The organism is Gottfriedia acidiceleris (assembly GCF_004138285.1).
Taxonomy (GTDB): domain Bacteria; phylum Bacillota; class Bacilli; order Bacillales; family Bacillaceae_G; genus Gottfriedia; species Gottfriedia acidiceleris_A.
Window position 1 is genome coordinate 13,876 of record NZ_SCFN01000021.1, and the last position, 12,547, is coordinate 26,422.

Consider the following 12,547-nt stretch of genomic DNA (forward strand, 5'->3'; position numbering starts at 1 on the left):
TACAATATTTCTTTTAGTCCCTTTAGAGTTATTCAACGAAAAAGCATTTCTTCCTTTATTTAGAAGAATGCTTTAATCGAGTCAATTTCTATTTATTTCCTCAAGAAGTACATCAAGTGCATTACTTTGATTCGATGATTTCATATTGTTAATGAAAAAGTCTTTTTTAGTTTGAAGTTCTTCAATTGAATCTTGAAGTGTTTTGTTCGTTAAATCTTCTTCTTCCATCATTAATGCAAAGCCTTTTTCTTTAAAAGAATTTGCATTTAATATTTGGTCTCCCCTACTTTGATTTTTCGTAAGTGGGATGATTAACATCGGTTTATGTAGCGCTAAAAATTCAAATATTGCATTTGACCCACCTCTTGTAATAATCATTTGAGAAGCGGCCAATACATCTGCTAGCTCGTCATGAACATATTCAAATTGCTTATATCCTTCAATATTTTTTAAACCTTCATCAACATTTCCTTTACCACATAAGTGGACAATCTGATACTTTTTCGTTAGAACTTGTAATGATTCTCTAACAGTTTCATTTATTTTCTTTGCACCTAAACTTCCACCCATAATTGTTAAGATTGGTATATAACTTTTAAAATCAAGGTATTCTATGCCCTTTTGTCTTGAGCCATTTAATAGTTCCTTTCTAATAGGTGAACCTATCACAGTTGTTTTATTTTTTGGAAAATAATTTTTTGCTTCTTCAAATGACGTAAAAATTTTTGTAGCAAATCGCTGGGAAATTTTATTTGCAAGTCCTGGTGTCATATCACTTTCATGTATAAAAATTGGAATTTTCAATGTGCTAGCAGTAATGATTACAGGGACAGAAACAAAGCCACCCTTTGAAAAAACTAAATTCGGCTTAATTTTTTTTAATACTTTTCTTGCGTCAAGACAGCCTTTTATTACCCGAAACATATCAATAATATTTTCAAAATCTATATATCGTCTTAATTTTCCGCTTGAGATTCCGTAATAAGGCAATCCAATTTTATTTATTAGTTCCTTTTCAATTCCTTTTTTAGATCCAACATAATGGATATCCCAATCATTATTATTTAACTCATTTATAATGGCGATATTTGGTGTTACATGCCCTGCAGAGCCACCACCGGTAAATACAATTGTTTTCTTAGACATATTAACTCCTATCCATGTTCTTTTTCATACTATTCAACTTAATCACAAATTTTGCATAAAGCCAATACTACGATCATATATCCTACTGAAATTATTATCGCCCCCACTATATTAACTTTCTATTTAATCTCAATTTTATATCTTTATGAACGTTCATAGCTAAAAAATTCATAATTAGGTATATTATCTTGATAAATTCACCAAATTAAAGTGTATTTCCTCTAACAATGTAAAAAAGCATTACTTCACTTTTTAGAAGTAATGCTTTTACTCTGTTGCAAAATAAGTTTCTCAACTACACCATGTCCATCACTTAGAACTAATGACCTACCAATTACAAATGCTACCTTGCTGTTTCCATATGTAGCAAGTTGATCTATATTTATGGCTAGTGATTCTGACGAATGTGCCTTCCCCTAAATTTCCACTACTGAAATGACTTTTAAGAATGACGAGATTCTATCTTTTATCATTAGGATCAACTTCAAACCATTCTGACATCGATAAGTTAGTAGTGGTGTCCTCCCAATCATCAATTGATAAATCAGAAAAATCCGTTTCTAATAATTGTTCAGATGTCTTCTTTTGACTAGAGACGTTACCTTGATTATGACCATGATTGTTAATTTGGTGATGTTCTTCATTATGATTTGTAAAAGTAGATGATAATTCAGAATAATTTTTTTGATTAATACTTGTTAATCCAGTTATACTGTTCGATTGACTTTCGTCCATAGTACTTGCAGAATACTGGTTTATATTTTCTATATTTTGATTACTATACTTTTTCCTATTAGCTACTCTTGAGTTATGTTGCTTTTCCTCGAATTGTTCATGTTCTGAATGCTCTTGTTGTTGATGTTGATGCTGTTCATGATGTTCTTTTTGACCTTCATGGCTAGGTTCAAATATACTTGCTGAAAATTCCTCCACATTATTTATTAGATTTTCAGCCCAGTTAGGATGATCTGGATGATGTTCATGACCTTTGTGATGCTTGTGATGTCCGTCGTGCTCTTTATGTTCTTTATATTCATCATGATGTTCTTGATGCTCGTTTTGCTGGTAATGTCCTTTATTTTGATCTAAATTGTGGTGTGAGCTTGATTCAACTTCAGTGTTAATCATTGATAGAGTAGTTTTTAATTCTTTTTCTATATTAACAATTTGATGGTCAAAATTATGTAATTGCTTTTTAATTTCTTCCATATGAGATTCTATTTCATCTATTCTTTTGTTAACCTTATGCAAATTTTTTTGGTGTTCATTTTTTTTCAAATCAAATTGCTCTAATAATTTATCAAATGAAAGATCCATTTTTCTCACCTATTTCGTTTTTTAATATTATGTGTAAATCGACTGTATCCAAATCCTATTTAATGTAAAATTAACATTAATCGATGTTGAAATTGTAAAATACAAAAGGGACTCCTTTTAGAAGTCCCAATTAGATTAAGTATCATTCATATAATTTAAATAAAATTTTACCAGTAATAACTGATACATCGTTCTGATTCTTTGCGTTTACTTTAAAATGTAATATGTTTGCATCAACTTTATCAAGTGTTGAATTTAATGTGACTACATCATTTAGAAATACCATATTTTTAAATCTTATGGAGTAATTTTCAATAAAGCCGAGTTCTAAATAGTCTGAAAAAAGCTTCGTTAAATTACCCATTGTCCACATGCCATGTGCAATAATTCCAGGTAATCCAGCTTTCTGTGCTTCCTCATCAATTGTGTGAATAGGATTAAAATCACCTGAAGCTCCTGCGTATTTTATTAAATCAATTCGAGATACTGGTTCAAGTACGACTGGTTTCAACGAGTCGCCAATTTGTAAATCTAATAATACCGTCATACCGTTAGCACCTTCCTAACCTCTTCAGTTATAATAACAACTGATTTAGCAGTAAATACAATATTACCTGCTTGATCTTCTCCGTTATCTGACAGTACTAGGAAACCCATAAAGCCATGTCCACCACGTTTTTCATAATAGTCTTTAATTTCTGTGAAACAATTAATGGTTTCACCAACTAAAAGTGGCCTTTTATATTCAAATGTTTGCTCACCATGAATTAAACCAACATTAGGTAGGTTAAAATTCTCTATTTTCCCATAGTCAAATACTCTAGGAAATGTTGTCGGAGCAATATTTTGTCCATATCTAGATTGTTTTCCGTATTCTTCATCAACATAAATTGGATGTAAATCGCCAATTGCTTCAGCAAATTTTTTTACAGCACCACGTTCTACAGTATTTTTTACTGATTTCGAGCGTTTACCTATATACGATTTAAACATTAAATTCACCTCAATTTTTTTAAGCTTTAGGTCCACCTGCAACATATAAAACTTGCCCATTTACATAAGAAGATTTTTCATCAGCAAAGAATGCAACTGCATTTGCAATATCCTCTGGTTTACCTGTTCTTCCCGCTGGTATTTGGCTTAAACTTGCCTCAACAAGTTGTTCAAAAGTAATACCGATTCGATTTGCTGTTTCTTTCGTCATTTCAGTTTCGATAAATCCTGGTGCCACAGCATTAGATGTGATTCCATATTTACCTAGTTCAATTGCAAGTGTTTTCGTTAGACCTTGTAAACCTGCCTTTGCCGTTGCATAGTTTGATTGTCCACGGTTACCAAGTGCAGATGTTGAAGAAATATTAATGATTCTTCCGTATTTTTGATTAACCATATAGGCTTGTGCAGCTCGTACAACATTAAATGAACCTTTCAAGTGAACATCCATAACTGTATCCCAATCTGAGTCTGTCATTTTAAATAATAAATTATCACGAATAACACCTGCGTTATTGACTACAATATCTATTGAACCAAATGTATCATGTACCTCTTTCATAGCAGTTTCAACTTCATTTGAGTTTGTAACGTTTGCAACTTTAGTATATATTTCATACTGCTTAAATTCTGAGGTAGTTTGTGCTAGTGCTTCTTCGTTCACATCTATAATGGCTACACTTGCTCCTTCTTTTGCAAATAATTCTACGATGCCCTTTCCAATTCCTCGACTCCCACCTGTTATAAAGGCAACTCTACCTTCAAATCTTCCTGTCATTTTCATCTCTCCCATCCTTTAAACGTATTGTCCTAATTTAACATGTCCTTTTAGTAAATTACGTGAAATGATTAAGCGTTGAATTTCATCAGTACCGTCGTATATTCTCCATAATCTTGCTTCACGGTACCATCTTTCAATTGGAAGTTCTTTTGTATATCCGATTCCACCATGAATTTGAAGTACCCGATCAACAACTCGATTTCCCATATTCGAACCATATAGTTTTGCCATTGATGCTAAATGTCTATTGTCTTCACCTTGATCGAGTGTATATGCTGCATTTAATACAAGCCATTTGGCAGCTTCTATTTCAACAGCAGAATCCGCTATTTGCCATTGTATAGCTTGTCGTTCAGCAATTGGTTTTCCGAACGTTTCCCTTTCTTTTGAATAGTCAATTGCCATTTGTAATAAACGTTCAGCTGCTCCAACTGCTGTGGCCCCTACAATCCATCTTGCAAAACCGATCCATTCAAGTCCTAAATTATATCCACCATTTAATTCACCTAAAATATTTTCTTCAGGCACACGGACATTATCAAATACTAAACCAGCTGGTCCCCATTCGCCCATTGTATGGATAAATTCAGATTTCCAACCCATGTCCCGGTCGACTATAAAACAAGTTACACCATCTCTTCCACCAGTTTTTTGATGTCTTTCTTTATCCGTAATTGCAATGACCATTACAAAATCTGCTTCGTTTCCACCTGTAATAAATGTTTTCTCACCATTTAATACCCAATCATTCCCATCCTTTACAGCGGTCATTTTAATGTTTTGAGTATCAGAGCCCGCATTAGGTTCCGTCATCGCAAAGCATGATTTTTTTTCACCATTTATTGTAGGAATAAGGTATTTCTTTTTTTGTTCTTCGTTACAATAAAATAAAATATTATCCGCATAACCACCAAATTTAAAAGGAACGAATGTTTTTGAAATTTCCATATAAATAATTGCTAACATCATTTGACCTAAATCAGCACCACCATATTCAGTAGGTGTATTGATTCCCCAGAAACCAGCTTTTTTCGCTTTTAATTGAAGTTCCTTTTCAACTGTGGGATCTAAGCTTGGTCTACCTTCACGCTCATTTCTAAGTACTTCATTTTCTAAAGGGATTAATTCTTTTTCAACAAATTTTCGAATTGTTTTTTGAATCATTTTTTGTTCGTCAGTCAGGCGTAAATGCATTTAAATTTCCCCCGTTTCGATCTGATCAAAGTTTTTCATATCAAAAATTCATTATTTTCTCGGCTCTAAAATCACTTTTCCAACTGTTTTTCTTGATTGCAATATCGTATGGACATTGGCTGCTTCACTTAATGGAAATACCTCTCCAATCGTGATTTTTAATTTCCCTTCAGCTAAATAAGTAAATAACTCTTCTAAGCTTTGTTTAATTAAGGCCTTTTTTCTCAAAAGAGGTGGTAAGAAAAACCCAATTACTGATTGATTTTTTGCCATTAAAGAGGATGGGTAAAACTTACTTTGCTGGCCACTTGCTACACCATAAATAACTAATCTTCCGAAATAAGCTAAGCAATCTAGCGTTTTATAAAAAACATCGCCACCAGCCATCTCTAAGGCAACATCTACACCTTTTCCATTTGTAGCTTCAAGTACTTTTTGATCCCAGCCTTCTTCTGTATAATTGATTAAGACATCTGCGCCCATCTCTTTTGCTAACTGTAATTTTTCGTCTGTACTTGCTGTTGCGATTACTTTGCCGGCTCCAAAAAGCTTCGCTAATTGCACTGCTAAAGTACCTAGACCACCAGCTGCCGCATGAACTAAAACGGTTTCTCCTGGTTCTAACATGCCCATTGTTTTTAAGATATGATAAGCACTTAATCCTTGGACGGGTAATGCAGCGGCAATTTTAAAATCCATTTCGTTCGGTAAAGGAATAACTGAGCGCTCATCTGTCAAAGCAAAATCTGAGTATCCACCACATTCCAACATTGAAACAACTCGATCACCAATTTTAACTGAAGTAACCTCATCTCCAATTTCCACTACGACTCCAGCAACTTCAGCACCAGGTACATACGGCAAAATAGTCTTGACTACATATTGATTTTCTCTTCGCGCTGTATCAGCATAATTGACACCTGCTGCATGCACTTCAATTAATACTTCTTTCCCCTTTGGTACTGGTCTTTCAAGTTCGACCTTTTCTAATACCTCAGGGCCACCAAATTGTTTAAATTGAATTGATTGCATCGCAAACTTCCTTTCAGCTTTTTATTTACCAGTAAAAATCGCTTTTCTTTTTTCTTTAAATGCAGCAACACCTTCTTGATGGTCTTCAGTTGCTACCATTAATGGCTGAGTAATTCTTTCAAGTTCTAGCATTTCATCTAATGTTGATGTAAAAGATTGATTAATTAATTTTTTCATCATACCATTTGCTTTTCCAGGTCCTGCGGCTATAATATTTGCAAATTTTACTGTCTCTTCAGCTAAATTTTCAAGTGGTACAAGTGTGTTAATCATACCTAGCTGATACATTCTTTCAGCAGGAACTGGCTCTGCAGTAAAGAAAAACTGTTTTGCTAAATATGGACCGATTAACCTTGGTAGGAAATAAGAACCTCCTCCATCTGAGATTAATCCCACTTGAGAAAAGCTTAAAGCAAATTTACTATCGTCAGCTGCGATGATTAAATCACATGCTAAAGCCAAATTAAAACCAGCACCAGCTGCAAAACCATGAACTGAAGCAATTACAGGCTTATCGATCTCACGAATCGTTTTAATAACTGTATTTAGGATTCCTATATGCTCATATACTGCATTTGGAGTGACGTTTCCCATCGTTTTAACATCTCCACCTGCTGAAAATGAACGACCTGCACCAGTTAGTACAATTGCTTTAATTTCCGGATTCAGTTTTGCTTGATTAAGCGCTTCAGTCATACTATTCAACATTTCATAACTAAAAGAATTTAGACTTTCGGGCCTATTTAGCGTTAAAATTAAAATCCGCTCTTTAACTTCTACTAATAAATGTTGTTTACTCATTTATTACACTCCTTTTATATGAATCTATTTAATTGCTATATCATTGGCAATTCTAATCAGATTTTCTGCGAATTGGTCAAAATTTGCAAAACGCTGATCATTTGTTTGTCCAGCTTTAAATCGATAGAAGATTTGTTGAACAATTACCGCTAATTTAAAATAGGCGAAAGCCATGTAGTAATTAATGTTTGATAAATCTCTGCCACTTTTCTTTGCATATGCCTCAATAAATTGATTTCTTGTAATAAATCCTTCTTGAATCGTAACAGGTGGTTTACCTAATCCAAATTTTAATAAATCTGGATCATCATTTTGAATCCAATAGCATAAAGCTACACCTAAATCAGCTAATGGATCACCAATTGTTGTCATTTCCCAATCAAATAGTCCAATCATTTCTTTTAAATCGTGACTAAACATCGAATTATTCAATTTAAAATCATAATGAATGATTGATGAGTGATGATTTTTTGGTACATTATTAGTTAACCAACTCATTAGTCGATCAACTTCGGCAATTTCACTAGTCTTTGCCCTGTTATAACGTCCAATCCAGCCGTTAACCTGTCTTTCCATAAAATTCTCAGGTTTCGTTATTTCTAGGAGTTTTGTTTTTGTATAATCAATGGAGTGTAACTCAACCAACTTATTTACCATTACAGTAGATATTCTTTTACGATCTTCAATTGTTACGTTTAAATGTGGAGGAAATGATGAGTCAAATACTTCACCATTTTTTCTTTCCATAATAAAAAATGGACTACCTACAATTACTTCATTTTCTGAATATAAAATCGGTTTAGGTGCAGCCGAAAAGTGAGGATGTATTTCTGATAGAATACGATATTCTCTTTTCATATCGTGTGCTTTTGGAGCAACAGGGCCAAGTGGCGGCCGTCTTAACACAACTTCCCATTCCCCAATTTTTAGTAAATAGGTCAAGTTTGAATGACCCGCTGAGAACTGACGAATCACTAATTCTCCATCTGGAAGATCATCAATGTTTTTTTCTAAATATTTATGTAAAACATGAGCATTTAACTCTTCACCTTTGCGAACTTGAATCGTTTCTAATTCTACTTTTTCAGCCATATTACTCCTCCTTTATTAAGAAAATTCAGTTTATTTTACAACTAAATGCCTTTCTAACTGTTCTCTAAATAACTCAGGAAGTACTTCACTACGCTGTTCTTTAAAATTAAAAAATACGATGACCGCGTTACCTGTAGCAATCATTTGATTTGTCTCTTCACAACAAATTTCATGTTCGAGATGAAAGCTTTTGTTTCCTATTTTTGAAATATAGGTAGATACTGACATTTTTTGATTAAAGTGACCTTGATTAACAAAATCACACTTTGTAGATGCTAGAATAAACTTCCAATCATCTAGATTCATTGAATAACCAAGCGATTGGAAGAATTTAATTCGCGCTTCTTCTAAATAAATAAAGTAACTAGTATTGTTAATATGACCTAATGCATCGGTTTCACAAAATCTAGGGGTAACGGTGAATTTTTCCATAAAACTACCTACCTTTATCAAAATTATTTATTTAACAATACTAACTAGTCGGTATGTAAAGGAGAAAGAGGCAAAAGACTACTCCTCTACTTTAATCCCTTTTAAGATCATTTCTTGGAATGATTTCGCAATTTCAAATGCATTTTTTGCCCCTTCAGCGTTATACCATTCATAACTCCAGTTCATAACACCTAATATACCGAATGAAACGATTGGTACGTCTAAATCTGATCTTAAATCACCATTTTTAATTCCTTCATTAAGAAGTTTCTCAATATTAAATCTGTATAAATCCCTTTTTGCTTTAATTTCCGTTAAACTTTCAGGATTTAAATGTCTCATTTCACGATAAAACACTTTTGCACTTGGACCTTGCTTTTTAATGTCCATTAAGCTTAAATAAATGACTTCAAAAAGCTTATCTGAAAAGCTTTTCTTTGAATCATTAATAACTTCTTCCTGCTCATTTAATACTTCATCAATAAATTGAAGGTGAATTTCCATAAGAAGCTGTTCTTTGCTAGTATAATAATAGTAAAAAGTTCCTTTTGTAACTCCGATCGATTCGACGATATCTTGAATGGATGTACTCGTAAATCCTTTTTTATCAAATAGCTGTATAGAGTGTTCCTTTATTTTTTGTTTCATTAGATGTCCTCGCAATCTTAAAAATTCAATAGAATTATATCATAGTTCAAGAAAGGTTTTATAATAATCTAATTAATTAAAAGGACATCACATCTTACTAAATTGATTGATATTCCTTGTGGAAAATAGTTACGTATCTGTTTATATTTTGATAAATAAGTATGCGTGGTTGATTTCCACTACAGAATGCTCGCTTTCCGCGGGGCGTGACCTGAGCCTCCTCGTCACGTCCGTTCCTGTGGGGTCTCAGGTTTCCCGCATATCCCACAGGAGTCTAGCATTCTTTCGTTCCAATCAACTATTCAAATTAAAATAAAAACTAAAAAAACACATAGAATGATTAATTTTGAATTAATTGACCCTCAAAAATTGTTGAAATCATTAAATATAATGTAAATATATTAACTTTTTAACCTACTGAAAAAAAGTTTTTAATATATAAAAAACATAATATATATAGTAAAATTACTACTTTATCAACGAAACCTAAAAAAATTTATATACTTTCAAACTCTATAATTCCGATACTCTGACAATCAAAAAGAATTAAATATCGAATATATTCTAGCAATATACTATGTGTAAGATATTTCTACTATTATATCCTAGTTTTAATTAGGGCAGTATTAAAAAAATAACCTATACCCTATCTATCCATTACCCTTGATAGATAGAGCTTTCTTCTTCTCTAATAGCTCTTCTTAATATTTTGCCAACATTCGTTTTAGGTAGTTCATTTCGGAATTCGATCATTCTTGGAACTTTATATGTCGCTAAATGATTTTTGCAGTATTCCTTCATTTCTTCTAAGGTAAGATGTTTATCTTCTTTAAGGACAATCACTGCTTTAACTGTTTCACCTCTGTAAGAGTCGGGTACACCTATTACGACAGCCTCTTTTACGTAAGGATGCTCATAAATTACTTCTTCGACTTCACGGGGATACACATTAAAGCCGCTTGCTATAATCATATCCTTTTTTCGATCTAAAATTGAGACGTATCCATCTTCATCGACGCTCGCAATATCCCCTGTATATAACCATCCATCTCTAATTGTATTTGCAGTTTCTTCTGGCAAATTCCAATAGCCTTTCATCACTTGAGGACCTTTAATAATTAATTCTCCAATTTCACCTACTGGAACTTCGTGTAATCCGCTAGCAATGTCAACGATTTTGGAATCAGTAGATGGATATGGGATACCCACAGTGCCAGGCTTTCTTGCTGCAAATGCAGGATTACTATGAGTCGTTGGGGACGCTTCGGATAATCCATAACCTTCTAAAATAGTTGCACCTGTCTTTTTCTCAAATTGCTTCATTAGTTCTACAGGCATCGGTGCGCTTCCACTATTGCAAAGCTTAATTGCATCTATCCCATATTTTTCAGACTCAGGATGATTAATTAATGCAACATACATTGTTGGAACGCCTGGAAAAAGCGTAGGTTGTTCATTTTTTATCGTATTTAAAACTTCTTCAATTTCAAAACGTGGAAGGATGATCATTTCATTTGCCATATAAACACTTAAATTAATACATACTGTCATTCCATATACATGGAAAAACGGAATGATCGATAAGACCCGCTCGCGACCAGGATCGAATGCGCCTTTAAAAAATTCACTTTGCTGCATTATATTTGCATAAAGATTTCGGTGGGTTAGCATTACTCCTTTTGAACGCCCAGTTGTTCCACTTGTATATTGAAGAATTGCAACATCTTCATGAGAATCAATTTTAACTGGTTTCAGTTCTTGATTTCCGCTTTTCAAAAAGCTTCCAAATGATATTGCTTCGTCATAATTTTCTTCTGAACTAGTTAAATTAACTACTATAATTTTCTTTAAATTCGTTTCTTTAATTAACGGTTTGACAGTAGGGTACAAACTGTTTAATACAACAATCGTTTCTGTGCCTGAGTCATTTAATAATTCCTTTAGTTCTCTTTCAACAGACATTGGATTTATTTGGGTTACAATTCCACCTACAGTTAGAATTCCATAATATGAAATAACATATTGTGGACAATTTGGAAGCATGATTGCTACACGGTCACCTTTTTGAATGCCATTTTTTTGTAAAGCAGAAGCAAATTTCTTTACTGCCGACTGTACTTCTTTATAAGTATTTTTTTTACCATAAAATGAAAGACAAGAATGATTAGGATAGTTTTCAGTAGTTTCGTTAAACATTTCTGGAATTGATTTTGTCGGAATAGATAGTTCTTTTGCAATATATTCAGGATAGTGAGCTAACCAAACTTTATTTGTTGACATACATAACTCTCCATTTCTGATCATGAATATTGTTTTAAACAACTTTTCAAATCTAATAGATTAGAATATTAATCCTCCACCATCAACTGATAACGTTGCTCCAGTCACGAATGATGCTTCATCAGATGCTAAAAATAGTGCAGCTGATGCGATTTCATCTGGAGTCCCTATTCTGCCAAGTGCATTTGCACGGGATAAAATTGGCCACTTTCTTTCATCATTTTTCCATTCCTTAATAATATTTGTATCAATTATTCCTGGAGCAATTGCATTTACTCGAATATTATATTTTCCGTACTCTAATGCTGCATTTTGCGTTAATAATACTACTCCACCTTTAGATGCATTGTAAGCACTTACATATTTCCTTCCTTTTAAGCCTAGTAAACTAGCTGTATTGATAATCACACCATTGCCACATTTTTCCAGCTCAGGAATTGCATATTTTATGCCTAAAAATACACTTTTTAGATTAATATCGATTACCTGATTCCATTCTTCTTCTGCTAAGTCTACACTTCTTACTTCAGAGTTCCCAATTCCAGCATTGTTAAACAAAATATCAATTCTACCAAAATGTTCAACAGCTCGCTTCATCAAATTTTGAATGCTTTTGCTTTCGGCAACATTCGTTTTAACGAAAATAGCATCTTGATTTTGTTCTTTTATTACACCTAGCGTTTCTTCGCCAGTAACTTCATTAATGTCTGCTATAACAATTTTTGCTCCCTCTTTTGCGAAGCGGAAAGCAGTAGCACGTCCAATCCCACTACCTCCGCCTGTAATAACTGCGACTTTATCTTTTAGTCTCATATCGATCCTCTCTCAATC

At 33.3% G+C, this 12,547-nt stretch carries 13 protein-coding genes and 1 pseudogene; all 14 read right to left on the reverse strand.

Annotated elements, in window-relative coordinates; genetic code table 11:
- Window positions 1–81 precede the first annotated feature (81 nt).
- Window positions 82–1,146 carry an undecaprenyldiphospho-muramoylpentapeptide beta-N-acetylglucosaminyltransferase gene (locus EP747_RS20150; protein ID WP_129691856.1) on the reverse strand — a complete coding sequence of 355 codons (1,065 nt, stop codon included), beginning with the start codon at window positions 1,144–1,146 and terminating at the stop codon, window positions 82–84.
- 308 nt (window positions 1,147–1,454) lie between these two features.
- Window positions 1,455–1,562 (reverse strand): annotated as a pseudogene (locus EP747_RS24970) (23S rRNA (pseudouridine(1915)-N(3))-methyltransferase RlmH); the annotation flags it as partial.
- A gap of 43 nt (window positions 1,563–1,605) precedes the next feature.
- Complete coding sequence (locus EP747_RS20160) at window positions 1,606–2,463, reverse strand: hypothetical protein (protein WP_129691857.1); 858 nt, start codon at window positions 2,461–2,463, stop codon at window positions 1,606–1,608.
- A 142-nt stretch (window positions 2,464–2,605) separates the two neighbouring features.
- The gene (locus tag EP747_RS20165; RefSeq protein WP_129691858.1) at window positions 2,606–3,010 is read right to left on the reverse strand and encodes a MaoC/PaaZ C-terminal domain-containing protein; all 405 of its coding nucleotides are present in this window, start codon (window positions 3,008–3,010) and stop codon (window positions 2,606–2,608) included.
- Complete coding sequence (locus tag EP747_RS20170) at window positions 3,007–3,456, reverse strand: MaoC family dehydratase N-terminal domain-containing protein (RefSeq protein ID WP_129691859.1); 450 nt, start codon at window positions 3,454–3,456, stop codon at window positions 3,007–3,009. Before EP747_RS20170 ends, EP747_RS20165 begins: the two co-directional genes overlap by 4 nt.
- 19 nt (window positions 3,457–3,475) lie before the next feature.
- Complete coding sequence (gene fabG / locus EP747_RS20175; RefSeq protein WP_129691860.1) at window positions 3,476–4,234, reverse strand: 3-oxoacyl-ACP reductase FabG; 759 nt, start codon at window positions 4,232–4,234, stop codon at window positions 3,476–3,478.
- A gap of 18 nt (window positions 4,235–4,252) precedes the next feature.
- Window positions 4,253–5,431, reverse strand: a complete 1,179-nt coding sequence (locus tag EP747_RS20180) for an acyl-CoA dehydrogenase family protein (protein WP_129691861.1) — start codon at window positions 5,429–5,431, stop codon at window positions 4,253–4,255.
- Between the two features lie 51 nt (window positions 5,432–5,482).
- Window positions 5,483–6,463 (reverse strand): quinone oxidoreductase family protein, encoded by a 981-nt coding sequence (locus EP747_RS20185; RefSeq protein ID WP_129691862.1) that lies wholly within the window; start codon window positions 6,461–6,463, stop codon window positions 5,483–5,485.
- Window positions 6,464–6,484: 21 nt separating this feature from the next.
- A complete protein-coding gene (locus EP747_RS20190; RefSeq protein ID WP_129691863.1) occupies window positions 6,485–7,264 on the reverse strand; it encodes an enoyl-CoA hydratase/isomerase family protein in 780 nt (259 codons plus the stop codon).
- Window positions 7,265–7,288: 24 nt separating this feature from the next.
- Window positions 7,289–8,356, reverse strand: coding sequence for a phosphotransferase family protein (locus tag EP747_RS20195; protein WP_129691864.1), 1,068 nt, complete (start codon window positions 8,354–8,356; stop codon window positions 7,289–7,291).
- A 30-nt stretch (window positions 8,357–8,386) separates the two neighbouring features.
- Window positions 8,387–8,788 (reverse strand): acyl-CoA thioesterase, encoded by a 402-nt coding sequence (locus tag EP747_RS20200; protein ID WP_129691865.1) that lies wholly within the window; start codon window positions 8,786–8,788, stop codon window positions 8,387–8,389.
- A gap of 78 nt (window positions 8,789–8,866) precedes the next feature.
- Window positions 8,867–9,436 carry a TetR/AcrR family transcriptional regulator gene (locus EP747_RS20205; RefSeq protein ID WP_129691866.1) on the reverse strand — a complete coding sequence of 190 codons (570 nt, stop codon included), beginning with the start codon at window positions 9,434–9,436 and terminating at the stop codon, window positions 8,867–8,869.
- Window positions 9,437–10,093: 657 nt separating this feature from the next.
- Entirely contained in the window at window positions 10,094–11,716 is a 1,623-nt protein-coding gene (locus tag EP747_RS20210) for a long-chain-fatty-acid--CoA ligase (protein ID WP_129691867.1), read from the reverse strand.
- Between the two features lie 60 nt (window positions 11,717–11,776).
- Window positions 11,777–12,529: an SDR family NAD(P)-dependent oxidoreductase gene (locus EP747_RS20215; RefSeq protein WP_129691868.1), complete on the reverse strand. Its 753-nt coding sequence runs from the start codon at window positions 12,527–12,529 to the stop codon at window positions 11,777–11,779.
- Window positions 12,530–12,547: the final 18 nt, after the last annotated feature.

Bases quoted from the DNA above. Each gene is read 5' to 3' on its own strand.
- EP747_RS20165 (WP_129691858.1), bottom strand. From the start codon at position 3,010: ATGACGGTATTATTAGATTTACAAATTGGCGACTCGTTGAAACCAGTC.
- EP747_RS20180 (WP_129691861.1), bottom strand. From the start codon at position 5,431: ATGCATTTACGCCTGACTGACGAACAAAAAATGATTCAAAAAACAATT.
- EP747_RS20160 (WP_129691857.1), bottom strand. From the start codon at position 2,463: ATGGATCTTTCATTTGATAAATTATTAGAGCAATTTGATTTGAAAAAA.
- EP747_RS20200 (WP_129691865.1), bottom strand. From the start codon at position 8,788: ATGGAAAAATTCACCGTTACCCCTAGATTTTGTGAAACCGATGCATTA.
- EP747_RS20185 (WP_129691862.1), bottom strand. From the start codon at position 6,463: ATGCAATCAATTCAATTTAAACAATTTGGTGGCCCTGAGGTATTAGAA.
- EP747_RS20205 (WP_129691866.1), bottom strand. From the start codon at position 9,436: ATGAAACAAAAAATAAAGGAACACTCTATACAGCTATTTGATAAAAAA.
- EP747_RS20210 (WP_129691867.1), bottom strand. From the start codon at position 11,716: ATGTCAACAAATAAAGTTTGGTTAGCTCACTATCCTGAATATATTGCA.
- EP747_RS20215 (WP_129691868.1), bottom strand. From the start codon at position 12,529: ATGAGACTAAAAGATAAAGTCGCAGTTATTACAGGCGGAGGTAGTGGG.
- EP747_RS20150 (WP_129691856.1), bottom strand. From the start codon at position 1,146: ATGTCTAAGAAAACAATTGTATTTACCGGTGGTGGCTCTGCAGGGCAT.
- EP747_RS20195 (WP_129691864.1), bottom strand. From the start codon at position 8,356: ATGGCTGAAAAAGTAGAATTAGAAACGATTCAAGTTCGCAAAGGTGAA.
- EP747_RS20190 (WP_129691863.1), bottom strand. From the start codon at position 7,264: ATGAGTAAACAACATTTATTAGTAGAAGTTAAAGAGCGGATTTTAATT.
- EP747_RS20170 (WP_129691859.1), bottom strand. From the start codon at position 3,456: ATGTTTAAATCGTATATAGGTAAACGCTCGAAATCAGTAAAAAATACT.
- fabG (WP_129691860.1), bottom strand. From the start codon at position 4,234: ATGACAGGAAGATTTGAAGGTAGAGTTGCCTTTATAACAGGTGGGAGT.